Origin of the sequence: Peribacillus sp. TH14 (assembly GCF_016651145.1) — a bacterium.
In the GTDB taxonomy this organism is placed as follows: Bacteria; Bacillota; Bacilli; order Bacillales; family DSM-1321; genus Peribacillus; species Peribacillus butanolivorans.
In genome coordinates this window covers 1,025,778-1,051,141 of record NZ_JAEKEK010000001.1, presented here as the reverse complement: position 1 = coordinate 1,051,141, position 25,364 = coordinate 1,025,778, and the positions used below count along the sequence as shown (strand labels likewise).

The window sequence follows — 25,364 nt, the reverse complement described above, 5'->3', positions numbered from 1 at the left end:
GTCGCTGAAGGGGCTATTCAAGGCGCTTGCGATTTTTCAAATTACGGTAATTTCGGGTATACGCCAGGACCAATTGGGAGGCCAAGGAAATACCAAACCACTACCAATAGCGTCCAAATGATAAAGATGATAATCGGATATGGCAATATAAGAGAATAATAAGTTCCTAGTTTTGCATCTTTTCTATACTCTTGTAGGAAACTTAAGAATAGTGGGACAAATGGAGATACAGGTGCTAATGGTAGAACAGATGAATCTGCTACCCTAAAAAGCATTTGGGCGAAGGCAGGATGATAGCCTAATACCATAAACATTGGAACAAAAACCGGAGCTAATATAGACCAAATCGCGGATCCGCTAGCAATAAACATGGAAAGAAGTCCAGATAAGAACATTAACCCAATAAGGACGGGTGCACCATCTATGTTTAGCTGTTCTAAGAGATCTGTGATGGATAATGCCAAAAATTTACCCATATTACTCCAGTTAAAGCAAGCGACAAATTGGGAAAGTGGAAAAACCATAATAATAAATCCGGCCATTCCTTTAATCGGGTCTACTAATAATTCTGGTATATCATTTTGTTTCTTAATTGCTCCCACCTTAACTCCATAAGTAATAGAGACTGTAAAAAAGAAAAGTAAGATGATCGCGACAATACCAGACATAAATGGAGAGGGAAGAATAGCTCCAGTTTCTGGATTTCGTAATAGGGCTCCTTCTGGAACGACTAGAACGACCATAACAGCTATAAAAATCAATGCTGAAATACCTGTAGCCAGGAGTGCTTTGTTTTGTTGCTTCGTTAATTGTTCCAATTTTTTATGCTTACCGCTACCTTCATATTTTCCTAAGCGCGGCTCAACAAATTTATCTGTAATCAAGGCAATGACAACAGTAAGTACGAGAACTGAAGTAGCCATAAAGAACCAGTTATCGGTAACATTAACTGTCAAATTTGCTTTCATACCATTCGCTACTTCCGAACTAATTCCTGATAGCAAGACATCTGTTGTGACGATTAATAAATTGGCAGTGAAACCTGAACCAACCCCAGCAATAGCAGCGAGCAACCCAGCAACAGGGTGCCGTCCCACAGCAAGGAAAATTAAAGCTCCAAGAGGAGGCATAATAACAAGCGCAGCATCAGAAGAGACATGGCTAAAAAATGCAACGAATACAACTAAATAACTCGCGTATTTCCCTGAGACCTTTAACGACATTTTTCGAATCAAAACTTCTAACAAACCGACTTTTTCAGCAAGTCCTACGCCTAGCATTAGGGCTAAAATAGAACCTAGTGGTAAAAAGCCGGAAAAGTTTTTAATCATATTCGGCAGTATCCATTGAATGCCTTCACGGCTTAAGAGATTTTGAACTTCTACTTTCTCTCCACTAATGGGATCCGATGCCGAAACATGGAAAACAGATAAGAGAGCGGTTACAACAAATAAAAAGGCGATCATATAAATAAATAAAATAAATGGATGGGGGATTTTGTTTCCTATTCGCTCTACTTGATTGAAAAATCCACCTTTTTTATGATTTTGCAGATTAGTTGTATCTTTCATTACTTTTTGTTCCATTACATTCTCCTCCTAAACCTTCTTCCATTTGTAGTTTGTGCTTTTTTTGTACCATTTAATTTATAAACTTTTTCTCTAAACCTTCCTTAAGCTAAAATTACCCAAAATGGTCTTTCATCCTTCGTGTACTTCATACATACCTTTCAAATTACTTGTTTTTCATTTAACGAATACTTAACGTTATTTTCGTTAAATGTATTATATAATTAAGAATAATCTATTTCAATAAAATTTTCAGAAAAAAAGGAATCTTTTTTTTCTAGCTTTAGTAATACTTTCTAAACAAACAAAAGGTTTTGAATCTTTTGCATGTATAAGTTCTACCACTCTTGACCTCACGATAGAGAAGTAAACCATATTAAGTAGCACCGTTTATTTATGTCAAACGGCGCTTTACATGTTATTAATATTTGGATCTCATTATTATTCCCTGTTGGGGTTAATTGGTTATTTTGATATAATAAATCTAATAGTATGATGTAGGGGTGAAGTAAACTTGTATAAAATTGGTGTTGTAGGTCCACTTTCATCTTTAAAGAAAATTCGGGATGTTACTAATGAATTTGAGCATGAAATAGATTTCATTGATTTTCCATATGAAGATGCACGAGAGGTAACGGACATTATAAAAAATCACCAAAACGCAGTAAATGGTTGGTTTTTCTCTGGACCAGTTCCTTATAGAATTGCAAAAGAAATGTTAGATTCAGAGGCCAATTTTACGTATTGTCCTCCTGTTGGATCTAGTTTATATAGATGTTTTTTACAAATGTCTGCGGATCAAAAGTATTTTTTCGATAAGATATCCATCGATATGATTCGATTAGAAGACTTTTTTTTGCAAGAGTCGCTACAAGAACTAGGAATTTCCACTGAACATATTTATGTAAAAACATTTGATGAACAATATAATTTTCAAGACATTGTTCAATTTCATCTTCAGTTGTGGAGGGAAGGGGAGGTACAAGGTGTCCTTACCGTTTTACAATCTGTATATGAAGCATTGAAGAAAGAAAATGTTCCTGTCTACAAAATAAATATGACAAAGATGGAAATTAGACAAGCGGTCAAGATTTTAATTGAAAAAGCAAAAAGTACTTATTTCAAGGATAGTCAGATAGGTGTAGAGATTATTGAAATTGATCAGTTTGATCAATTTGTAGACGAGGTTAATATTCGTTACCATCTGCAGCATTTGGAGCTGAAAATTAAACAAACATTGCTTTCATTTTGCGAAAAATTAGATGGATCCCTCATCGAAAATGGAAACGGCCGCTATCAAATATTTAGTTCACGCAAGGCAATTGAACGAGAAATTGGTAGCTTGCAAAGTACTGTTCAACAACTGTCACTTGAGATGGATGTCTCTGTTGCAGTTGGAATTGGTTTTGGTGAGACGGCTGCATCGGCTGAAATCAATGCTCGTAAGGCGATCCGTCATTCGAAGAAGCAAGAAAGTTCCGGCATTGTTGTTATCCAGGAAGATGGTTTAATGATCGAATCTGTAGGTCAAGAAGAACAATTGGCATATACCTCCCGTTCTAATGATAAAGAACTGCTAGATAAATTAAATCAGGCTAACATTAGTGTAAAAACGTATAAAAAGATTGAAGCATTGATTGATCGTATGGGCTGGGACGGCTTCACTTCCTCAGACTTAGCTTCTCATTTATCTATGACCGTTCGAAATGCCCAGAGAATTATGAGTAGTTTAAGTGAAAGCGGTTTAGTGGAGTACAAAGGAGAAGAACTTCAATCGCCTCGGGGAAGACCTCGTAAAATTTATATGTTAAAGAAGTAACACCTCGACATTTTTGATATACAATTTAATTTCCGAGGAAAGTTTTGAGGATTTCTCTTAATTAACTCTCCCTAAGTTAGCGTCACATTGCCATCAAGTTAACAATTTATAATACCCTCAGAACAAAATTTTGGGCTTTCTTGTAACAAAGAAGCTCATTTTATCGTTTTGGGGGTTGTCCTATTTTCTTAGCTTGATGGGCATGTGGTGTACCTCAATAAGCATATAAAAGAATCCTCCAATTCTAAACAGCAGCATATAAGATTCATTATATGAACTTTTGAATGTACGTTCGTTACATTCAAATTAGAGAAAATACCCTTGTTCAACCAAAGGGTCAGGATAGTGCAATAAAGAATTCAATTTATAAAGGAATTTTCACCATTTAAAAAGAATAATTAATTATAGTAATAAACAGAGGGAGAGATGAAATGTTTCCAATATTAGAGACAGAAAGACTAATATTAAGAGAAATAACAAAAGAGGATGCAGAAGGAATTTTTGCTTGTTTTTCTAACGAAAATGTAACACGTTATTATGGACAAGAAACATTAGAGAGTATAGAAGAAGCAGAGAAATTCGTTGATTTCTTTTCAAATAACTACAATGAAAAAAGAGGCATACGCTGGGGGATTGAAAAAAAAGAGACCAAAGGTATAATTGGAACAATTGGTTTTAATGCTTGGTTACCTAAACATAAAAGAGCAGAAATAGGTTACGAAATCCATCCAGAGCAGTGGGGAAAAGGATATGCTTCAGAAGCAGTATCTAGAGTTCTTACATATGGTTTTGATGTTATGAATTTAACTCGTATAGGTGCTGTTGTATTTTTAAACAATGAAGCATCTAATAAGTTACTGACCAATATTGGTTTTCAAAAAGAGGGGGTTTTGAAGAAATATATGTATCAGAATGGTATAGCACACGATACATATGTCTATTCATTACTTAAAAATAATAAGTAAACGTGTTTAGCTAACGGCTTTAAAGGCTGTGACGATCAGCTTTTTTCTTATGCAACGAACGGGGCAGGATTGTTGATTAAAGAGCTATTTTATTATGTTAAAAGTGTTAAAATAAACTATGTAGTGGTTGGTTAAATCGGCTGTATAATCTCTAAAAGAAAGGAATAATATATAATGTTGACTTTCATTTTAGTTGTTCTGATGTTATTTTTAATCCCAGGTCCCGCTGTTTTTTTGACAATATCTCAAACTATTAAAGGTGGAAAAAAGAATGGAATTATCACAGGCTTGGGTATTGCTGTTGGTGACTTAATTCATACTCTTGCGGCAGTTGTTGGACTTTCCGCGATATTAATGACATCTACACTTGCTTTTGGAGTTGTTAAATATTTAGGTTCAGCATACTTAGTTTATTTAGGAATAAGAGCTTTGCTTGAAAAATCAAAGAAAATTGAAAAACCTATTATTAAGAAAGTGAATAATAATCTATCATTTCGTCAGGCTTTGTTAATTGAATTACTAAACCCTAAGACTTCATTATTTTTCTTAGCTTTCTTACCACAGTTTGTAAAAAGTGATGGTTCCCCAGTGACAATTCAGCTTTTAATGCTTGGGTTAACATTTGTACTGATGAGCATAATGTATACCACTCTCTTAGTTTTCCTAACAAGTACAATTGGCAACAAGTTATTAGTTAAATCTAACAGCAGTTCAAATTGGTTTGGGAAAGTCGTAGGTATAGTCTACATTGGTTTGGGAATAAAGTTAGCTCTTCAAACACACGAATAGATAAATATATTTTTATTCGTTAATCAACTAACAGGTGCAATCGTTCTTTAAAGAGCTGTGATGATGATCAGCTCTTTTTCTTATGCAACAAATGGAGCAGGTTAGTTATTTAAAAAATTATGATAAAATAGGGAAAATTTTATTACTCATATCAAAAGAGACTTTTGTTTTCTTAAAGAAACTAAGAAGCACATTTCCTTATAGTCGGTACGCTAATTCCTTTTAATCACCCTTCAAAATATAAAAGACGCATTGGGAAATTATTTACCAATATATTGATTGAGGAAATGTGCTATTGCCGTATAGGCAGTTATTTTATTATTTAGTTTTACGATGGAATGACCTTCATTTTCAAAACAGATAAACTTTACAGGGTGATTTCTTGCCATTAATTTATTTACGATTTGTTCAGATTCTTCAATTGGGACACGTGGGTCATTAGACCCATGAAGTACCATCAGCGGACTGGTAATCCGGTCAGTAAGTTTCAATGGATCAATCAGATCATAAAAGTTTCCGTCCTTTTCAATAGTTCCATATTCAACTTCGCGAAGTTTGCGTCGCCACGGACTGGTTTTTTTAAGAAAAGTTCTGAAACTTGAAATCCCAACGAGATCAATTGCAGCAGACCATAATTCCGGATAGTGAGAGATGGCTGCAAGAACCATAAATCCTCCGTAGCTCCCTCCCATAATGGCAACTCTATTAGGATCAGCGCTTCCTTCTTTCTTTAACCAATCTACTAAAGAAACAAGATCTCTTACGGAGTCCATTCGTTTGCGAACATCATCCAGATGAGTATATGTTTTTCCATATCCTGTACTCCCGCGTACGTTAGGAGTAATTACTGCATAGCCAAGGCTTAGGAAATACTGCAGAACTGGATTGAAAACAGCACGGATTTGGCTTTCAGGACCCCCATGAACATATAGAATAACAGGAATTTTTTCTGATTGGGTATTTGGCTTGAAGTAAAAGGCAGGTATTTGGAGATTGTCAAAAGATTTAAAGGAAATAAGAATGGGCTCAATTAATTTATTTTCCAAAAACTTTGTCTGAAGAGATTGAGTAAGCCGTTCTGTCTTCATTTTCTTTAGGTCAACCTGCCATATATCAGACGGATAGGTCGGCCCATTGAATACATAGGCTAATTTTTGATTGTCGGGTGAAAATGTTAAGCTAGTTATCATCCCCATTGGTGTCATCCATGTATAAAGGGCACTTGATTTTAGATCTAAAAGAATGCCTCTTGAAATACCTCCTTCATTAATTGAAAAAGCTAACTTTGAATGATCTTTACTCATAGCGAGGCCTTCAAAGTCCCACTGTCCTACCTCCAGCCAAGTGATATGTTTTGTTGAAAGATCAATGATCGAGAGCCCAAAAAATTCTCTATCTTGATTTGTTAATAAATAGAGATGATCTCCATCCTTACTGAAATGAGGGTTTTTATAGCTTGCTTCACCCTGATGATCTGTTAACCAATTCATTTCTCCTGTGTCAAGATTCAGTAAACCTAAATCGTTATCCAACTGGGAATTTGTTTTCCGAATCAATAACGAATTACAATCAGGAGACCACATGATGGAGGAATAGAGTCCATCCTTTGACAAAACCATTTGTATTTCTAATGTTTCGATATTTTGAATATAGATATCGAAAAAGGCAGGATGTCGACGATTGCTTGACCAGGCTATCCATTTTCCATCAGGTGAGTGACCCCCATATTCATGTTTATGGTCAGGAGAGTTGGTAAGCGGAATCAGTAGACCATCACTTTTGAGTAAAAACAGTTGTTGCTTCTCATTACCGCAGACATCCATGCCGATGAGAAGGCCGCGTTGTGATGAACTGTTTAAATATTTAACAAAAGTAATTCGTTCATTAGTAAAAGAAATTCGGGTAGGTTCACTTATATCGAAATCCTTTGCCCAAACCTGAGGTAAACCAGAATAATCAGCAATAAAGATTAACTTATTACAATTTGGATCATAAACAGGGTTACTGACAGTTCCAACAGACAAATATGATTTGATGCCAATTTCTTTCATACATTCACTCCTTAAAATGTGCTAGAAAAGAGAGGAATTGAGATAGCCCAAATAATAAAAAGCTCAAAAGGATCTAATTACGTCTCACAACCATTATATTTAGATGCATATATATCATGTACTTTATATCTTGGCTATGAGTGCCGAAAATAGTTGAGAACTAGATTTTAGGGAATGTTTTTAAAAGGTTTTTCCATAAGTAAATCTATAAAAGTAGTGAGCTATTTTAGTCTTTAATCATCAAATCCAGAAGGGAAACCCTCCTAGCATATTTCAAAGGGGGTCACAAAAATTTTATTTTAATTTTTGTGACCCCCTTTGTTTTTTTATCCATAACACGAAATTGGCATGTACTTTTTTGTATTTAGCAAGTTTGTTTTTTAGATTCCTATAACACAGTCGATTGTTATTGAAACCATCGATAAAATTTCCAAATAATGAGCATGAAGATCATGTATCCGAAAAGGGAATAAGAATGATGCCATGCTTCGCTATGAGTAAACAATCCTAAATTCTCCGAAAAAGATTCGGAAATACTTATACAAAGTCCAATCAAAACGATAAACAGTATTCTTGAATATGCAGTCAACGCTTTTGCGATCCATAAAAAGAGCGTAGTAAAGATTGGCATAATCAATAATGTAAAAGCGACATTGATTGTAAATGTATCTGGGAATGGTCTTGCCGGAAAGGAATACATTTGTTTACCTACAAACAGTAAGTCTAAATACGTTCCGATGAAACTAGAGAAAATTATTGTGGCTACAAAAGCCCGATGGTTACTCATCTTCTGCTTCTTCTCGGAGTAGGACGTTTTTTTTTGCCAGAATGGCAAGTTCAATTTTTTCAAGCGTTGTGCAGTATTCATCATAAATCTCCCCATCTATATTTTCTCCCTTATCGATTAAGTACTCCATGATGTGCCAGTCTTCAAACCAGTCTTTGCTTTCCTCCTCTTCATGATTAAGATCTTTCCATGTGTATATTAATCGAGGACTGTATAAGCGATCCGCACCTTTTCTTAATTGGCACTTTTTTGTTCGACGTTTATAAAATGCACGGGAGAATGATTCGTTTACATCATTAAACAAATGCGGCCAGTAGTCTTTTCGCGAACCGGTATGTGGATGATCATGAGCCCAATCTACTACTCCTGATAAGATGTTCTCACGGCTAAACAGCAGTGAGTATAATCGCTTGCCCAGCAATATTCGCTCATGAAGGGAGGTGAAATGCTTCATTGTATTCCCAACTAGTAATGTTTCTTGTTTGGTCTCATCTTTATAGAATGGAAAAAGAATGTGATTAAAGCGAAAAAAATCATAAAGTTTGAATCCAATACTATTTAGTACTGTCTTTTTAAAATGGGCATTTTGAATGACCCTTTTTTCTAAATAGCTTTGTTCATTAATAACAGTGGCAATGGCTAACATATACTGGTCGCCTGTTCTCCAAAAATGGTTCCATAATGTTTCCATAAACGTTGATACATTGAAAAAAGGTAGAAGATGAAACAGTCTTTTTGATCTTTTGACACTTTGTTCATACAACAAAAATTGTGGGTACACATCTTGGAAGATTAACCAGTTCCCTCGTTCCAAAAAAGAAAAGAAGATAAGTTGATCTTTTTCCGACAATAGTCTTGTATATAAATCCCCTTTTAAATCCGTCATATTCCAACCGCCATTACGCGATACCATATGTCCAAGTAGTGCCCAGTGTATTTCTGGGTAACGGAGGTAAAACTGAAAATAGGCATGCGTTCGAGTCACATTATTATTGTTGTGTTGTCTTGTTCGTTCTTTTATTTCATGTATTAACATTGTCTCTTCTCCCGTTAACTCCCCCGTTTTAACAGAAGTCTGTTTTTTACCTTTTTTCTTTAATTCATCTTTTACATCTAAAAGAGAGTACGGAAACGTCTTGGAAAATCCGTTCCATTTCCTTTTCCGATCGTTGTGATGCATCCTTCTTCCTCCCATTAACTTGAATGTTCTTCTTTTTTAGGCCAAATAGGTTATCGTAATAACCAACAGGTGATCAAATTCTTCAATCTATTTATGAGAAATCAATCTTTTAAACTTCTAGTAAGGATTTTTAAAGGTATTTTAACAGTGTAGCTATCATCAGTTTATTACGAACGTGAGGAACAAATGATGATCGTTTTTTCGTACAAGAGGTAGCGCGCACATTTTAATGTTATCTGTACTAAGAAAATCATAAGTATTTAAAGTATTCTAAGAAGACAAAATTGAGTGAAAAGTTTCTTTCAATATTGAGGGAGGATAGTTAAAGAGTGCTGTTTGATCTTTGTTCAACAATTGAACCATTTTATTGAATAAGATCTGCATAAATATCCCCTTACGCAGCCATTTAGGTGCGCTTGAGAGGCGTAAACGTTGATTTATCAATGGTGTATAAACGAAGATGTTTTGTAAACCTCACATGAATAACGTATACAAGGTATTTTTCTTTCATATCGCATGATAAAATGGTGTAAAAGGGAAATATTGGTGTGGTTAGGCATGTTTTTACAGCTATAAATACCATTTCTATCATTCTTTTCTTTTTGCTACTGTTATTTTTCATTTCTCTTGGTTCATTTATACGATCAAGAGTAACAAACCAAACTAACAGAACTCTAATACAAATTAAATAAAAGTTAGATAAAATGAATGAATTACGGAAAAACAACAGAAGAATTAGAACTTACGATAATGTGAATTATGTTAAACTAGGATATTCTATAAAGAACAATGAATATATTACAGATGATAAAGGAAGTCGAATACAGGATGTATAAAATCGGACTAGTCGGTCTAAAAACTTCTATAGAACGGATATTAGACTTGGCAGAAGAATATAAACATGAGTTGGAATTCATCTCTTTTCCCTATGTAAATACCGAAGAGGTAGAGGGAATTGTAAAAGAACATAATTCTCACGTACATGCATGGCTTTTTTCTGGTCCACTTCCCTATGAAATTGCGACAAAAACACTAGGTACAGATAAAATAATGGTCCATGTTCCTGCTACGGAATCAGGTTTTTATAAATCTTTTTTAGAGATGATCTACGAACAGGGGAAAATTATTGAGCATCTAAGTATTGATACTATGTCCTCAAATAATATTAGCGAAGAAGCTTTGTCACAGTTGAATATAAAAACCCAAAAGATTTATACGAAAGTGTTTGAGTTAGATGTTGATACGAATGAATTGGTACATTTTCACTTAAATTTATGGAATAAGGGAAGGACAGAAGGCGCTTTTTCTTGTTTTCCGTCTGTGTGTGAAGCTTTAAGGGAATACGGAATTCCAGCCTATCGGATGACGATGAGTAAGATGGAAGTGCGACAAACGCTTCGGATTCTTTCTGAAAAAGTAAAGGCTTCCTACTTTAAAGACACACAAATCGGAGTTGAAATCATTGAAGTTGAATATTTTAACAGAGTGGCAGAGGAAATGAAAACTCCTTATCATTTACAGTACTTGGAGCTCCGGCTAAAAGAAATGCTAATTCAACTTGGTGAAAAAATAAATGGTTCCTTTTCAGAGAAAGGGAATGGAAGATACATGATTTTTAGTTCGCGCGGCGCAATTGAACGAGAAATTATTATGCTCGAAGATACCATTCAAAAATTGGCTTTTGAAGCAGATACAACAGTTGCTGTTGGAATTGGCTTTGGCGAGACTGCCTATTCGGCGGAAATCAATGCTTTTCGTGCTATTCAACATTCAAAGGATATGAAGAAGCGTGAAATTGTGATTATTCAAGATGATGGCAAAATTATTGAATCACCAGGCAAAAAGAAAGAACTACAATATGATACCCGTACCCACAATAAACTCCTTATAGAAAAGTTAAAAAAGGGTAATATAAGTGTTAAAACGTATAAGAAGATATCGGCTCTCGTTCAAAGAATGGGCTGGAGTGATTTTACTACTAAGGACTTAGCGACATATCTTGAGATGACAGAGCGCAATGTTCGGCGTATTGTTGCGGATATGTGCGAGGTTGACTTGGCACAATGCGTTGGTGAAGAGGCTAACGCCACCCGTGGAAGGCCGAGTAAAATTTATCGATTATTATAAATTGTAAGCACCCATAATTTGGGTGCTTATTTTTTTTGTACTTCAATTTAGCATATTAAAGCGTTGAAAGGGAAAAATTAACTATTGGATTCAGTCAGAAAAAATAGTTTAGAATTTTCAAAAAAATATTGAAATAAAGCTTATGAAATATTATACTCCATTTAAGGAATTTCTTCCTTAAACTATCCGAAAATAGATATTGTTATGTAAATTGAATGAAAAAGGAGTTGTAGTGGATGTCTCAAACGATAATGATTCATGATTTAATCGAGGCTGTTAAAGATGAAGTGATTGGGTGGCGAAGATATTTACATAAGTATCCGGAGCTATCTTTTCAGGAAGAAAAAACAGCACAATTTGTTTATGAAACGCTACAAACTTTTGGTAATTTGGAAATTTCACGTCCGACAAAAACGAGTATAATGGCTCGTTTAATTGGCCAACAGCCTGGGAAGGTTATTGCACTGCGGGCAGATATGGATGCGCTTCCAATTGAAGAAGAGAATGATTTTGACTTTGTATCACAGAATTCAGGCGTGATGCATGCTTGCGGACATGACGGGCATACGGCGATGCTGCTTGGCACGGCAAAGATTCTTACCCAGTTAAAGAATCAAATTAAAGGGGAGGTTCGCTTTTTATTTCAACATGCTGAGGAACTGCCGCCCGGTGGAGCACAAGAGATGGTGAAAGCAGGTGTGCTTGAAGGAGTAGATATGGTCATTGGCACCCATCTCTTGTCGACTCTACCTTTAGGAAAAATTGGTTTGGGTTACGGTCCGATTATGGCTGGAGCTGATACTTTTGCAATTACCGTGGTGGGTAAAGGGGGGCACGCCTCACAGCCTGAACTTACGGTTGATCCCATTGCAATTGGAACTCAGGTTGTATCAAATCTCCAGCACATTGTTTCGAGGTATCATGATGCTCAGGAAGCTCTAGTGATTTCAGTGACTCAGTTCCATGCGGGAAGTGCGATTAATGTTATTCCAAGTAGTGTAAGCATTGGAGGTTCCGTTCGAAGCTTTAATCCGGAACTGAGGGAAAAGATTCCAACCTTTATCGAACGCATTGTAAAAGGAATTACTGAGGCACATGGGGCTACTTATGAATTCGATTATCAGTTCGGTTATGCTCCGACCATTAATGATGAAGAAGTTACCCGATTGATGGACGAAACGGTCTGTGAAGTATTTGGTGAAGAAAGTCGAGAGATTTCAAAGCCAATTATGGGAAGTGAAGACTTCTCTGCTTTTCAAAAAGTAGTTCCGGGATCTTATATTGTAATAGGAGCTCGTAATGAAGAAAAAGGGATTATATATCCTCACCATCATCCCAAATTTACTTTCGATGAACAGGCTTTACAATATGGGGTGAAGTTATTTGTTCACGGGACTTTTAAAATGTTAAATCTAACATACTAGGGGGTTAAGAGTATGAAAAAAATATATTGGCTCGGAATTATCCCGTTTCTTGGCTTTATTGTAGGCGCTTTGTTTACTAATAAAGTGACTCCCTATGTTCTAGGAATGCCATTTTTTCACTTTTGGATTGTACTCTGGTCTGTGCTAACCACAGGTATTATGGGGATTATATATCTACTAGATCCTGCTAATCAGAAGGGAGATTCAAGATGAATATTGCCGTGTTTTTCATCCTGTTTTTTTTCGTCATTTCTGTTTTGATTGGTATCCAGGCTAAAAAAGGGAAAGAAATGAACTTAGAACAATGGTCAGTTGGGGGACGTGGAATGGGAACCCTATTGATTTTCCTCTTGTCCGCAGGTGAAATGTATACGACCTTTACATTTTTAGGTGCAAGTGGATCGGCTTATGGGGAAGGAGGCTCCATCTTTAGTATCGTATCATACGGCTGTCTGGCTACAGTCATCTCCTACTGGACATTTCCTGCTATCTGGAGGTATGCAAAGAAACACCAATTAGTTTCCCAATCAGATTTTTTTGTAAAAAAATATCAAAGTCCTTATCTTGGTGTGCTTGTTGCTGTAATAGGTGTTATAGCTTGTACTTGCTACTTAGTCCTGCAATTGAAGGGGTTAGGATATATCGTTTCTGCAACATCCTATGGGGCCATTTCATCTACAGCTGCCATTTGGGTTGGAGCAATTGGTGTAACCATTTTTGTAATGGTTTCAGGTATTCACGGTTCTGCTAGGACAGCTATCTTGAAGGATATTCTGATTCTAGGCATTGTCATATTTTTGGGAGTTTATTTCCCTCTTCATTATTATGGCGGTCTTCAACCTATGTATGAGGCCATTGAAAATGCAAAGCCGAACTATACCATACTTCCGGATCAAGGAATGAGCGTTTCGTGGTATATATCGACCGTTATATTAAGCTCTATTGGATTTTATATGTGGCCGCACGGGTTTTCTCCTATTTATGCTGCCTCTAGCGAAAAAGCTTTACGAAAAAATGCAATCCTAATGCCAATGTACCAATTGATTTTGTTGTTTGCCTTTTTTGTCGGATTTGCAGCTATCTTACAGACGCCTGGATTAAAAGGCGCGGAAGCCGATCTTATCTTGCTGCAACTTTCTAAACAGGATTTTGATCCATGGTTTGTGGGCTTAATTGGTGGCACGGGCGTGTTAGCCGCTTTAGTACCAAGTTCGATGTTGTTGATGTCAATATCAACATCTCTGGCAAAAAATGTATATAGCGTATTCACTCCATCAGCAACGGAAAATCAGATTGCAAAACTGGTAAAATTCTTGGTTCCCCTTATTTCTCTCGTAGGGATTTACTTAACCTTTAAAGGTGGAAATTCCCTCTTTAGTCTCGCTTTAATCGCCTATAATTTTATCACACAACTTGCTCCTGCCTTTTTCGCAAGTTTGATGAGAAAGAATTTTGTAACCAAACATGGAGCATTCGCCGGGATTATAACAGGAGGCGTGCTAGTTTCTATTATGGAACTAGGGAACATAAAAATTGGTCAACTGTTTCCTTATCTTCCTCAAGCAATTAAAGACTTGAATGTAGGAATTATCGCCCTATTTGTTAATATCGTAGTTTTAGTGGGTGTCAGTGTGATGACAAAAAACATTACTAATACTCATAAGGATAATGATGTTTTAGAGACAACAACAGTAGAGCACAAGGTTCTAATACAAAAAGAATCTAACAGATAACACAACATGTATAGTAACTAATCCAAGAGTAATTCACTTCTAAAAAGATTATGTAAATACGAATGCCCTCCAGTTAAACGATCTGGAGGGCATTTTTTATTATGTAGACCGACAAAGAAATGTACTTTTTTTATTGTCAAAAATTCAAAGTTGATCCAGTGCTTGGTTATTCAACGAAGCTCCATTTTTGATTAAGATAAAAGGGCACATTGAGAAATTGATCATCAATGAGAGAAGGTAATTTCAGTTCTTTTAGATCGCTTACTGCTGAAATAAGTAAGAAGATTATCTAACAAGGAAATAAACCGGTCTGAATATGACCGGTTTGTTACATTTAGATTACTCTGTTTTAGCGCTCTGATCTTTATTTCTTTTATTTCCTTTACTGTTGTCCCCACTAACAGGAACTTGTCCGTGTAATTGCGGTGAATTTTGATTACGGCTGCCTTTATTAAATTTTTTTGTCATATCTCACATCTCCTTTCTTATTTCAAATACAGTTTGTCCGTTTTTGGTGAACTTATGTTTTCTCATGAAAAGAACATCCATAGAATCTAATCCTTTACAATTTTTAATAAATTATTTTAAAAAAATTAATACCATCTTTACTTTAATTTGCTAAATTTGATTTGTGGCTTGGATAGGCACTATTTAACAAGTTAATCGAGAAGTACATACATAGTCTATTTCGATTTTGCAGAGAAGGTGAGTTTGGCTTCAAAATAAGTGATGGGACTTAGTTCAGAATGAAGCTGATGAGTGAGAAATTTTAAAAAATAGAGGACTAAGTCTTCAAGGAAAATAAAGGAGGACATTATGGAAAACATACCGTTAAATAGACGCACCTTTTTAACACGTATTGGAACAGGAGCTACTGCTCTTGCAGTGGCCACTTCTGGTTTAGGTATTTTAAGCGAGACAGTTAATGCGGAAACCGACAGCCTTTTACATGTAAAACCGAAGAAAAAGGGCTTTAAGTTTACTCCGATTGAAACTACAAATAAGGACGAACTCGTTCTTCCAAAAGGATTTAAATATGACGTTGTAGCCGCTTATGGCGATGTAATCAATGGTAAAGGTGACACATTTGGTTTTAATAATGATTTCACCCTTTACTTTCCTATTCAAAATTCCAATGAAAGAGGATTATTATGGGTAAACCACGAATATACAAACCCTCTTTACGTGGAAGGAGAAAAAGTAAATGGCAAGTATGCTCCTACACAAATTGAAAAGCTTCTTTATAACCAGGGCGGTTCCATTATTGAAGTGTACTATGACAAGAAAGTGAATAAATGGAAAATGGATGCTGCTTCCACTTATGCCCGACGAGTAACGGGATTAACATCTTTTGCACTTACTGGGCCGGCCAAAGGAACAAAAGTGGTAAACGGCGCAACAAGTGTTCAGGGAACATTCGCTAACTGTTCTGGTGGAAAAACATTATGGAATACGGTTTTATCCTGTGAAGAGAACTTCGAAGAAACCGCTAATAATGCCGGATTAAACCAAACACATTACGGCTGGGTAATCGAAGTTGACCCGTTCAATCCAAATTTTGCGGTTCGCAAACATACCGCTCTTGGACGTTTCAACCATGAAAATGCTTCAATGGGACTTGCCAAAGACCAACGTGTCGTCGTTTATATGGGAGACGATAAAAAAGATGCTTGTGTCTATAAATTTGTAAGTAAGGATAAATATGTACCTGCATTAGGAAAGGCAAATTCCCGTCTTCTTGAGGAAGGGAATTTATATGTAGCGGACTTTAAAAAAGGAAGATGGATAGCTCTGACAATTGAGGCCGTACAAAAGGCGGCGGCTGGCAAACCGGAACTATTGGAAAAGTTCCAAACGCAAGGTGATGTTGTTACTAACTGTCACGAAGCAGCCCTCCTTCTTGGCGGAACACCGACTGACCGACCGGAGGATGTGGAAATTTCACCATTTGATAGCTCGATCTTTATTGCACATACGAATAATGATAAGCACGGAAACTTACATGGACACATTACACGTTTTATCGAAAAAAAAGGTGACCATGGAGCAACTGAGTTTGAATATGAAATTTTCGCAGCTGGCGGACGTCAAAGCGGATTCAGCGCACCAGACAACTTAACTTTTGACAGCAACGCGAATTTATGGACCGTAACGGATATTTCATCGAGTAGCTTAAATCAAGGTGCATGGACAAGCTTTGGCAATAACGGAATGTTTGTCATTCCTACCGTTGGTCGAGATAAAGGGATTGCCTGGCAGTTTGCAGCCGCTCCAATGGAGGCTGAATTAACCGGACCTTGTTTCACTCCAAATGAAAAGACACTATTCTTGTCTGTTCAGCACCCTGGTGAAGAAACGGAAGATATCAATAATCCTACAAGTACATGGCCGCATCGTAAAGGTGAAAAGATGCCTCGTCCGGCAGTCGTGGCTATTACAGGATTTAAATTTTAAGGAGGAAACACGATGTTGCAAAATATTGGGATACCTGGATTGGTTTTGATTTTGGTCATTGCTCTCATCATATTTGGTCCATCTAAGTTGCCCGAAATTGGACGTGCTTTCGGTAGCACATTGAGAGAATTTAAAAACTCTACTAAGGATTTAATTTCATCAGACGAGAAAGAAGAAAAGACGCAATCTAAGTAATTTTTAAGAAGATGTAAGCAATAAGCTTACATCTTCCTCTTGCATTTAAGAAAGGAGGGGCTGTATGACTAATCAAGAAATGCTTATGGTTGAGCACCTTGAGGAACTCAGGAAACGGATCATCAATACTTTGATTGCTTTTCTGGTTTTTTTAATTGGATCATTCATTTTTGTGAACGACATTTACACATGGCTTATTCGTGATCTCGGCCATAAGTTAGCTGTATTGGGGCCAAGTGAAATCCTCTGGGTATATTTTATGATTTCTGGCGTGATTGCGATTGCTCTTACGATTCCAATTGCCGCCTATCAAACATGGCTATTTGTAAAACCGGCACTTTCTGAAAATGAACGAAAAACGACACTAGCGTACATTCCTGGACTGTTTATCCTTTTTATTGCCGGTTTATCATTCGGATATTTTGTCGTGTATCCAACCGTTCTGGGTTTTTTACTATCTTTGTCTGAAGGTCAATTTGAAACGATGTTTACGTCTGAAAAATATTTTAAATTTATGATTAACTTGACACTGCCGTTTGGATTTTTATTCGAAATTCCGCTGGTTGTCATGTTCCTCACCTCTCTTGGTGTCGTTAATCCTATGATTCTTTCAAAAGCGCGAAAGATAGCTTACTTTTTGCTTGTCGTTGTAGCCATTTTAATTACACCACCAGATTTCATGTCAGATATATTAGTTACCGTGCCTCTTTTAATTTTATACGAGTTTAGTGTGACATTGTCAAAAATCGTCTACCGGAAAAAACTCAAACAGCAATCAGATAACGTCATTGAAATGAGGAAAACGTCTTAAATAAAAACGAACTTCTGTTTATAAGGAGTTCGTTTTTTATTATGTAAATTGGGGTAACCATTCTATGCTCACCAAGCTAAGTGAGGAATTCCTATGCGAGAAATATAGGACATATTATCCGTTGAGTGATTATATATCAATAAAATTTTTCTGGATATTCATTCACCTGTTCGTAAAAGTATACTTTTACGAAATTTTTTTGATTGTTACTTCTTTAAAATAGGCTGTGTTAAACAATGCCTGTGATTTTTCTTCTTCAGCTAGGGCAGATTAGATGAAGAAGCCGACCATTAAAGGTCGGCTTTTTTCATTCTATTTTTAACAACAGGCGCCATATCCGTAACCGCCGCCGTAACCGCCGCCGTAACCGCCGCCGTATCCACCAACAAAGCTAGCTCCAACAATGATTAAGAGTATAAACAAAACGACTATAAAGGCGAAACCTCCACCAAATCCAAAACCGTCGTCACACCTTGATTCACAACCTGACATATAGACATCTCCTTATTAGTTTTTAAGGAGGAAATTAATTAAATGGGTAATATCACCTTATGCTCTAATCAGGGAAATGACACAAGTTCATTGGATAAAATGTTGAAGGTACCTCTTATTGGGATTAAAGGTTCGTTAGTTCAATAACACCTATGAATATAATCAAACTTTTTAATGAAATTTCTTTACCAATTAATATGTAAAGAAACCATTCTGAGAAGTCTTTTTTCAAAATGGTTTCTTTTTATTAAACGTAAAATGAAGGCACGCACATATTTCTGACAAAACTCTATTTCAAAGCTAAACAAAACGTTCCAAAAATCCTTAACCATAGAACTTCCTTTATCAATTTTACCAAAATTATAGGTACTAAATAAAGTTCGATAATTTTTAATAAAGATTGATAATTTGTAAAAAAGTTTGATAAAAATTCTATTTTGATAATGCAACTTCGTTTTTTTCAGGATCCACTTTAGCATTTCTTCTTGAATAAAAAATGACCCACCTTGGTCCGCATTAGTTAAGAGGCGTGGTGGGTTCTTTTATCTTAATAATAATTCCTTTTATACTATTCAAGAAAACACTACAGTAAATGGAATAATAAAAATCGATATTACTTAAAAAATAGATTCATTACTTATTTTTTAGAATAATCTTCATGATAAGCGGGAAGTGTTACTGTAATAGTTGTTCCCTTATTCGAAACACTATTTATATTAAGTGTACCTTTCATCGTTTGGATTGTCTTAACAGCTAACATTGATCCTAACCCTGTACCTTTTTCTTTGCAACTGTAATAAGGTTCACCAAAACGGTTTATTTGTTCTTTGTTCATTCCTATTCCATTGTCACTTATTTCGATAATTATGTCGAAATTATTTTTATAGGAAACAATACTAAGTTCCCCGCCGTTTGGCATAGCCTCTATACCATTTTTAATCAGGTTTATGAAGCATTGCTTGAAATGTTGAATATTCCCACGCGTAATGCCTGGAGTTAACTGTTCTGATATATTAACTAAATTCATGTTAGCTAATGGTTTTATCATTTCAATTACATATCCTATTTCACGGTTTATTAAGATATTATCCACTTTTTCGATTGCAGGTTTTGCAAATGCTAAGTATTCACTAATAATTGATTCTGCACTATTAAGTTCTCTAACAACATGTTCTATATATTGTTCTTTTACTTCTTGAGAGAGATCAGAAGCCTTTAGCAGTTGAACAAACCCTTTCACAACTGTTAAAGGATTTCTAATTTCATGTGAAATACTAGCTGCAAGTTGACTAACTATCTCCATCTTTTCAAGTCTCACCATTTGTGTTCGGATTAAAATTGCATCTTTTAAAATTTCCATGATATATACAGCCAAAACGATAATAAAAGGAGGGAGGATGATAAAGTAAAATACATACGCCTCCGTTATTCGAAAATAATCAGACATAACGAGTGAAATAAAGCTGGTTAGTATTCCTAGAAACAAAATTAATAGTATGGAGCTATTTAGCTTATTTTTTCTATTAAAATTTTTGAATTTGGAAGAAAATAGAGCCGTTATAATAAATATAACGATATATACAATTAACGTAAGTAAATTGAAACCATAAAAAGCAAATCTAAAAGTTAATATTATGACTAACAGAGCAGCCCCTACAGGCCAACCACCATAAAGTGTCCCTATAATAAAAGGGATTTGCCTGAAATCATGGACACAATATTCATCTATATAAATAGGAAACTTCATACATAATATAATAGGAATGCTCATGCATGTAGTAATGAGGGTCTTGCTATACTGACTTAACCTTTTGCCATGATCTAATAAAATGGAATAAATCAAAATACTTACTAAGATATAAAAGAGATTATCTAATATGTTTTGATTAATATAAATAAAATTCATTGGATTCTCCTGAAAAATTAACAACTAGGTCTATTATACAGGAATAACATTAAAAAGGAGGATTTTAATATGGTAATTGTTAATTGACAAGAACGACGTTTAAATATAAAGAAAGACTTGTTTAGAAACGCCATCCAGTTACTTCATTAAAGGGCGCTTTAATGAAAAAAGAAAACAGAAATGATCAAACTATAAAGAATGATTTAAGCTGATTGTACTACTAGGGTTAATGGCATTATTATTACTATTAATTTAAATTCGAAAAGGTAAGTAAGTTTATTTTCATCTTCAACTAAAAACAGGGCGTTGATTCGGTAGAATTAACGTCTTTTATTTTTGTTTTATTAATGGTACTTGGATTTAATTATTTCATTACAGTAGATACTATCTTTTATACTTATGTTTTAATGTTTTACGAATTTTATGTAGTCAAATAATGATAAAAAGTATATAATCACATTAATATTTGTACCTATAAATATTATATATAATAATAAATTTAATAGGATGGTATAAAAACGGAGGGTTTATAATGAAGTTTCCACATGATTTTTTATTTGGAGCGACTTCTGCTTCTTATCAAATAGAAGGAGCATGGAATGAAGATGGTAAAGGTATAACGAATTGGGATGTCTTTTCAAAGATTCCAGGGAAAACGTATGGGGGTACTAACGGTGATGTAGCCATAGACCATTATCATCGATACAAAGAAGATATAAAATTAATGGCAGAGATGGGACTTGAATCGTACCGTTTTTCCATTTCATGGGCACGTATTTTGCCAACAGGAGACGGAGAAGTCAATGAAAAAGGCTTGGAATTTTATAATAATGTTATTAATGAATGTTTAAAATATGGTATTGTTCCATTTGTTACGCTGTATCATTGGGATTTGCCTCTGACGCTTGAAGAAGATGGAGGATGGACGAATAAGAGAACAGCTGAGGCCTTCGTCAAGTATGCAGGAATTTGTTTTCGGGCATTTGGAGACCGCGTCAAACATTGGATTACGTTTAATGAAACGGTTATGTTCTGCGGATTAGGCTATTTAAAAGGAGCTCACCCGCCTGGTATCCAAAACGATGAGTATAAATACTTTCAAGCGACACATTACGTGTTTTATGCACATGCAAAAGCTGTAGAAGTCTATAAAGAACTAAAATCTTACGGCGAGGTTGGTATTACCCATGTTTTCTTACCAGCTTACAGCGTAGATGATAAACATGAGAATGTATTAGCTGCTAGACATGCTAATGAATATGAAACTTTTTGGTATTATGACCCAATTTTAAAAGGTGAATATCCGTCTTATGTGGTTGAGCAATTAAAGGAGAAAGGCTGGACGCCAAGTTGGACAGAAGAAGAATTAGATACGTTAAAAAGAAATGCTGGAAAAAATGATTTTATTGGACTTAATTATTATCAGCCCATTCGAGTAGAAAAAAATCACGAGGCTGACTCATCCATGGCACATTCAAGAGAAACATCTACTCTAGCTCCAGGCAACCCGTCTTTCGATGGCTTTTATCGGACCGTAAAGATGGAAGATAAAACATATACAAAATGGGGGTGGGAAATCTCACCTCAAGGGTTTTTAGACGGGCTGCATATGTTAAAAGAGCGTTATGGTGATATTAAAATGTATGTAACAGAAAACGGACTTGGTGATGAGGATCCGATTATTGAAGGCGAAATAGTAGATGTTCCTCGTATTAAATATATTGAGGAACATTTAAAAGTGATAAAGCGTGCAATCAAAGAAGGCATTCATTTAAAAGGGTATTACGCATGGTCTGTCATTGATCTATTAAGCTGGTTAAATGGGTATAAAAAGCAATACGGATTTATTTACGTGGATCATCATGATCATTTAAACCGAAAGAAAAAGCTGTCGTTTCATTGGTATAAGCATATTATTGAGACGAGAGGAGAAGAGCTGTAAGTAAAAAGAAAACCTCTTGATTTTAATCAAGAGGTTTTGTGTATAATAGAAGCAGTAAATGATTGAGGACGATTAATAGGGAGATAATATGGCTGTAAAATATAAAGAAATTGCTGATCGATTAGAATGTGAAATACAGGAAGGTAAGTTTGATAAAACAAAAAAGTTGCCGACAGAAGAAGAACTGATAAAAAAATTTGAAGTGAGCCGAAATACGATTCGAAAAGCAATTAATCAGCTGGTCAATCGTGGCTATATCTATCAGGTGCAAGGCAGCGGCATGTTTTTACGGGAAGAATCTGTAACAGATTATATTAATTTAGGCAGTCTCAGAGGATTAACAAAAGATTTGACTTCAAAAACAATTGAGACGAAAATTCTGGCTTTACATGTGCTAGAAGCTGATGAAGTAAACGCAAAACAAATGCGATGTGAAGTAGGAACAAAACTTTATTATATCAAGCGGCTACGAATTGTAGATAAAGAACCTTTTTCAATTGAAATAAGTTACTTTAAAAAAGATATTGTGCCATATTTAAATGAAGATATTGCAGCGAGTTCTATTTACAGTTACCTTATAGAGGACTTAAAATTAAACATTGGTTTTGCTGACAAAGTAATTAACTGCGAAAAAATCGATGAAGCAAGTGCGATAGTGCTGCAAGTTAATCCGCTAGATCCAGCATTGATTATTGAAAATACAGTATGCTTATCTAACGGAACCATCTTTGAATTATCTAAATCAGTATTCCATTATCAAAAAGCAAAAATCTTAAATCGAACCAATTTTAAATAAAATAAGATTGAACCGGTAAAGACTTCTGTTCTTAATTGGAATTGAACAGTGTAGCTTTTACCCTTCCTAAATGTGTTAGTGACTTATGTAAATAATCCAAGTGATTTTTTGTTATTGATGTTACTGATAATATATCTAATTAAAAAATATTATTAATCTAAGAGGCGATACTTTGACAAAGTATCGTCTCCTTATATACGATTGCACAATGATTTGGTCTTATTTAACCCGGCCCCAATTACTTAATAATGATTTCTGGACAGACTTCCCTACGAAAGAGGAAGTTTGTCCTGTTTTTTAACAATGAACAAATTTAACAGATGCCTTAGCTGAAAATCCGGAGCTGTCTTTAAGGCAGCTTTTTTTTATTCAACTATTGAGGGAGGTTAGTTAATCAAAAGGAAAGTTATTAGACATAATTTTTTGAAAATTATTGATGGTCATATTAGTAGGTATTATACTAATTACTAATCGCTAAACGGAAATGGGCAAAATTATCAAGGCAAAACAATGGAGAAAAGAGCTAATGTAGATTACGCATGGTATTACATAAAATAAGGTCCGTCAGTAATGAAAGGTAAATCGCTGCGATAGAAGTAATAGCATTCCGTAAATTATCTTTTTTACCTCTTGAAAAATAATTGAAATAACAATTTAATTAGGAAGAAAAAAGTTCTTCGGAAAGGAAGACAGAATAATGTCTGAAGCATTAAAAAGTATAGAAAATCAACCAGATTGGATACAAACATATATTGATTCTCCAGAAAAACAACAACAGTTATATCGACGTACGTTGCTGATTGTTGTTATATCACAAATATTCGGGGGGGCAGGTCTTGCAGCTGGTGTAACCGTCGGAGCACTTCTTGCACAAGACATGCTGGGTACAGAGAGTATGGTAGGGGTTCCGACTGCATTGTTCACATTAGGTTCTGCAGGAGCAGCGCTGATTGTAGGGCAACTCTCCCAACGTTTTGGACGCCGTTCTGGACTCGCAACCGGTTTCTTGGCTGGTGGTCTTGGCGCGGTCGGGGTAGTAATTTCCGCATTAATTAACAGCATTCCACTTTTATTTGTTTCACTGCTAATCTATGGTGCTGGATCGGCTACAAACTTACAAGCACGCTATGCCGGTACAGACTTGGCAAGTTCTAAACAGCGGGCAACAGCTATCAGTATTGCTATGGTATCAACCACATTAGGTGCTGTTGCAGGCCCCAATTTGGTAAATATAATGGGCGAATTGGCTTGGTCAATCGGTGTTCCTTCTTTGGCTGGTCCATTTATTCTTGCGGCTGTAGCTTACATCCTTGCTGGCTTGGTGTTATTAGCTTTACTTCGTCCAGACCCTTTCATTGTGGCAAAAGCAATGGCAGATGTTCAGAAAACACACAATGCCGTACTTTCAAACAAGGATTCAAATGCACCGACGATAAACAAGCGAGGAATTGTTGCCGGAGCTACAGTAATGACCTTAACTAATTTTTTAATGATTGCAATTATGACAATGACACCTATACATATGGGACATCATGGACATGATTTGAAAGAGGTAGGGGTAGTAATTGGTTTTCACATAGCAGCGATGTTTCTGCCTTCTTTAGTAACTGGATTCTTAGTAGATAAAATTGGACGAACTGCAGTGGTTATCGCTTCTGGTGCCACTCTGCTCGCTGCTTGTATACTTGCTTCCAGTGGACCAGCTGATTCCATGCTGGTGCTCAACACCTCACTTGTTTTACTTGGGCTTGGCTGGAACTTCGGTTTGATTAGTGGTACAGCGCTGATAGTTGATTCAACTCACCCTTCCACTCGCGCAAAGACGCAAGGATCTGTCGATGTTTTGATTGCTTTGTCAGGAGCAGCGGGCGGTGCACTATCTGGCATGGTTGTAGCTCATTACAGCTATGCAACACTCTCATTTGCCGGAGCTATCCTTTCACTACTGCTTATTCCAGTTGTCATTTGGTCCCTTAGAGGTAAAGAATGATGGACTTTTAAAGTTAAGAAGTATGGAAAATGCACAAAATTATTCATTCAATTGAATATGTGATTTGACCAATCTTTTTTCAAATCGTGCTCTTTCTATTTGTATTTGCGGAAAAAAAGATTGATAACTTATATTGAAGTTTGATAAAAACAGCTTGTTAGATTTTGGAAATCTAGCTAGCTGTTTTTATTTGGAATATATAAATGTAGAATGAAGTGCGAAAGAATATTTTTATTTACCTAAAGGGCCGTAGAAACTCATTTAGGAAAGTAGGTAGCGTATGGATTTCTTTCAATTTATTATTTTGCTTTGCTATTACATTGCATAATATAGAA

General features: G+C 35.7%; 19 protein-coding genes and 1 pseudogene. 13 read left to right on the top strand and 7 right to left on the bottom strand.

Annotated elements, in window-relative coordinates; genetic code table 11:
* Positions 1–41 precede the first annotated feature (41 nt).
* Positions 42–1,571, bottom strand: a complete 1,530-nt coding sequence (locus JFU50_RS05225) for an AbgT family transporter (RefSeq protein WP_053347958.1) — start codon at positions 1,569–1,571, stop codon at positions 42–44.
* Between the two features lie 511 nt (positions 1,572–2,082).
* On the opposite strand from JFU50_RS05225, the gene JFU50_RS05220 reads away from it, so the two are divergent.
* From JFU50_RS05220 to JFU50_RS05210, 3 genes are all read left to right on the top strand, one after another.
* On the top strand, positions 2,083–3,387 hold the full coding sequence (locus JFU50_RS05220; protein WP_201182421.1) for a hypothetical protein: 1,305 nt from the start codon (positions 2,083–2,085) through the stop codon (positions 3,385–3,387).
* A gap of 431 nt (positions 3,388–3,818) precedes the next feature.
* Positions 3,819–4,352, top strand: coding sequence for a GNAT family N-acetyltransferase (locus tag JFU50_RS05215; protein WP_201182419.1), 534 nt, complete (start codon positions 3,819–3,821; stop codon positions 4,350–4,352).
* 174 nt (positions 4,353–4,526) lie between these two features.
* Positions 4,527–5,141 (top strand): LysE family translocator, encoded by a 615-nt coding sequence (locus JFU50_RS05210; protein ID WP_201182417.1) that lies wholly within the window; start codon positions 4,527–4,529, stop codon positions 5,139–5,141.
* A gap of 260 nt (positions 5,142–5,401) precedes the next feature.
* On the opposite strand, the gene JFU50_RS05205 is transcribed toward JFU50_RS05210, so the two are convergent.
* The 3 genes from JFU50_RS05205 to JFU50_RS05195 form a co-directional block, all read right to left on the bottom strand.
* Positions 5,402–7,192 (bottom strand): S9 family peptidase, encoded by a 1,791-nt coding sequence (locus JFU50_RS05205; RefSeq protein ID WP_201221950.1) that lies wholly within the window; start codon positions 7,190–7,192, stop codon positions 5,402–5,404.
* A gap of 406 nt (positions 7,193–7,598) precedes the next feature.
* Positions 7,599–7,979, bottom strand: a complete 381-nt coding sequence (locus JFU50_RS05200; RefSeq protein WP_201221949.1) for a CBO0543 family protein — start codon at positions 7,977–7,979, stop codon at positions 7,599–7,601.
* Entirely contained in the window at positions 7,972–9,159 is a 1,188-nt protein-coding gene (locus JFU50_RS05195; protein ID WP_201182411.1) for a DUF2515 domain-containing protein, read from the bottom strand. Before JFU50_RS05195 ends, JFU50_RS05200 begins: the two co-directional genes overlap by 8 nt.
* 828 nt (positions 9,160–9,987) lie before the next feature.
* Between JFU50_RS05195 and JFU50_RS05190 the strand changes: the two genes are divergently transcribed.
* The 4 genes from JFU50_RS05190 to JFU50_RS05175 all read left to right on the top strand — a co-directional run bounded on the left by JFU50_RS05190 (position 9,988) and on the right by JFU50_RS05175 (position 14,443).
* Positions 9,988–11,286: a hypothetical protein gene (locus JFU50_RS05190; protein ID WP_201182409.1), complete on the top strand. Its 1,299-nt coding sequence runs from the start codon at positions 9,988–9,990 to the stop codon at positions 11,284–11,286.
* Positions 11,287–11,522: 236 nt separating this feature from the next.
* Positions 11,523–12,710, top strand: a complete 1,188-nt coding sequence (locus JFU50_RS05185; RefSeq protein ID WP_201182407.1) for a M20 family metallopeptidase — start codon at positions 11,523–11,525, stop codon at positions 12,708–12,710.
* Between the two features lie 12 nt (positions 12,711–12,722).
* Positions 12,723–12,923, top strand: a complete 201-nt coding sequence (locus tag JFU50_RS05180) for a DUF3311 domain-containing protein (protein WP_053344651.1) — start codon at positions 12,723–12,725, stop codon at positions 12,921–12,923.
* Positions 12,920–14,443 (top strand): sodium:solute symporter family protein, encoded by a 1,524-nt coding sequence (locus JFU50_RS05175; protein WP_201221948.1) that lies wholly within the window; start codon positions 12,920–12,922, stop codon positions 14,441–14,443. Before JFU50_RS05180 ends, JFU50_RS05175 begins: the two co-directional genes overlap by 4 nt.
* A gap of 339 nt (positions 14,444–14,782) precedes the next feature.
* Here the strand turns inward: JFU50_RS05175 and JFU50_RS31380 are convergent, their stop codons facing one another.
* Positions 14,783–14,911, bottom strand: a complete 129-nt coding sequence (locus JFU50_RS31380) for a hypothetical protein (RefSeq protein ID WP_255264060.1) — start codon at positions 14,909–14,911, stop codon at positions 14,783–14,785.
* A gap of 348 nt (positions 14,912–15,259) precedes the next feature.
* Between JFU50_RS31380 and JFU50_RS05170 the strand changes: the two genes are divergently transcribed.
* The 3 genes from JFU50_RS05170 (at position 15,260) to tatC (ending at position 17,903) form a co-directional block, all read left to right on the top strand.
* Entirely contained in the window at positions 15,260–16,897 is a 1,638-nt protein-coding gene (locus tag JFU50_RS05170) for a PhoX family protein (RefSeq protein WP_201221947.1), read from the top strand.
* Between the two features lie 12 nt (positions 16,898–16,909).
* On the top strand, positions 16,910–17,092 hold the full coding sequence (locus JFU50_RS05165) for a twin-arginine translocase TatA/TatE family subunit (RefSeq protein ID WP_053344654.1): 183 nt from the start codon (positions 16,910–16,912) through the stop codon (positions 17,090–17,092).
* Positions 17,093–17,156: 64 nt separating this feature from the next.
* Complete coding sequence (gene tatC, locus JFU50_RS05160; protein WP_201221946.1) at positions 17,157–17,903, top strand: twin-arginine translocase subunit TatC; 747 nt, start codon at positions 17,157–17,159, stop codon at positions 17,901–17,903.
* 375 nt (positions 17,904–18,278) lie between these two features.
* Here the strand turns inward: tatC and JFU50_RS31375 are convergent.
* Both JFU50_RS31375 and JFU50_RS05150 read right to left on the bottom strand, forming a co-directional pair.
* Positions 18,279–18,395, bottom strand: a pseudogene (locus JFU50_RS31375) (YjcZ family sporulation protein); the annotation flags it as partial.
* Between the two features lie 637 nt (positions 18,396–19,032).
* Complete coding sequence (locus JFU50_RS05150) at positions 19,033–20,301, bottom strand: ATP-binding protein (RefSeq protein ID WP_201221945.1); 1,269 nt, start codon at positions 20,299–20,301, stop codon at positions 19,033–19,035.
* A 532-nt stretch (positions 20,302–20,833) separates the two neighbouring features.
* Here JFU50_RS05150 and JFU50_RS05145 point away from each other — a divergent pair.
* From JFU50_RS05145 to JFU50_RS05135, 3 genes are all read left to right on the top strand, one after another.
* Positions 20,834–22,243, top strand: a complete 1,410-nt coding sequence (locus tag JFU50_RS05145) for a GH1 family beta-glucosidase (protein ID WP_201221944.1) — start codon at positions 20,834–20,836, stop codon at positions 22,241–22,243.
* Positions 22,244–22,331: 88 nt separating this feature from the next.
* Positions 22,332–23,039: a GntR family transcriptional regulator gene (locus tag JFU50_RS05140; RefSeq protein WP_201182393.1), complete on the top strand. Its 708-nt coding sequence runs from the start codon at positions 22,332–22,334 to the stop codon at positions 23,037–23,039.
* A 697-nt stretch (positions 23,040–23,736) separates the two neighbouring features.
* Positions 23,737–25,029, top strand: a complete 1,293-nt coding sequence (locus JFU50_RS05135; protein ID WP_201182391.1) for an MFS transporter — start codon at positions 23,737–23,739, stop codon at positions 25,027–25,029.
* Positions 25,030–25,364 lie beyond the last annotated feature (335 nt).

Coding starts and splice junctions, on each gene's coding strand:
- JFU50_RS05225 (WP_053347958.1), bottom strand. CDS start 1,571: ATGAAAGATACAACTAATCTGCAAAATCATAAAAAAGGTGGATTTTTC.
- JFU50_RS05215 (WP_201182419.1), top strand. CDS start 3,819: ATGTTTCCAATATTAGAGACAGAAAGACTAATATTAAGAGAAATAACA.
- JFU50_RS05210 (WP_201182417.1), top strand. CDS start 4,527: ATGTTGACTTTCATTTTAGTTGTTCTGATGTTATTTTTAATCCCAGGT.
- JFU50_RS05205 (WP_201221950.1), bottom strand. CDS start 7,192: ATGAAAGAAATTGGCATCAAATCATATTTGTCTGTTGGAACTGTCAGT.
- JFU50_RS05200 (WP_201221949.1), bottom strand. CDS start 7,979: ATGAGTAACCATCGGGCTTTTGTAGCCACAATAATTTTCTCTAGTTTC.
- JFU50_RS05195 (WP_201182411.1), bottom strand. CDS start 9,159: ATGCATCACAACGATCGGAAAAGGAAATGGAACGGATTTTCCAAGACG.
- JFU50_RS05190 (WP_201182409.1), top strand. CDS start 9,988: ATGTATAAAATCGGACTAGTCGGTCTAAAAACTTCTATAGAACGGATA.
- JFU50_RS05185 (WP_201182407.1), top strand. CDS start 11,523: ATGTCTCAAACGATAATGATTCATGATTTAATCGAGGCTGTTAAAGAT.
- JFU50_RS05180 (WP_053344651.1), top strand. CDS start 12,723: ATGAAAAAAATATATTGGCTCGGAATTATCCCGTTTCTTGGCTTTATT.
- JFU50_RS05175 (WP_201221948.1), top strand. CDS start 12,920: ATGAATATTGCCGTGTTTTTCATCCTGTTTTTTTTCGTCATTTCTGTT.
- JFU50_RS31380 (WP_255264060.1), bottom strand. CDS start 14,911: ATGACAAAAAAATTTAATAAAGGCAGCCGTAATCAAAATTCACCGCAA.
- JFU50_RS05170 (WP_201221947.1), top strand. CDS start 15,260: ATGGAAAACATACCGTTAAATAGACGCACCTTTTTAACACGTATTGGA.
- JFU50_RS05165 (WP_053344654.1), top strand. CDS start 16,910: ATGTTGCAAAATATTGGGATACCTGGATTGGTTTTGATTTTGGTCATT.
- tatC (WP_201221946.1), top strand. CDS start 17,157: ATGACTAATCAAGAAATGCTTATGGTTGAGCACCTTGAGGAACTCAGG.
- JFU50_RS05150 (WP_201221945.1), bottom strand. CDS start 20,301: ATGAATTTTATTTATATTAATCAAAACATATTAGATAATCTCTTTTAT.
- JFU50_RS05145 (WP_201221944.1), top strand. CDS start 20,834: ATGAAGTTTCCACATGATTTTTTATTTGGAGCGACTTCTGCTTCTTAT.
- JFU50_RS05140 (WP_201182393.1), top strand. CDS start 22,332: ATGGCTGTAAAATATAAAGAAATTGCTGATCGATTAGAATGTGAAATA.
- JFU50_RS05135 (WP_201182391.1), top strand. CDS start 23,737: ATGTCTGAAGCATTAAAAAGTATAGAAAATCAACCAGATTGGATACAA.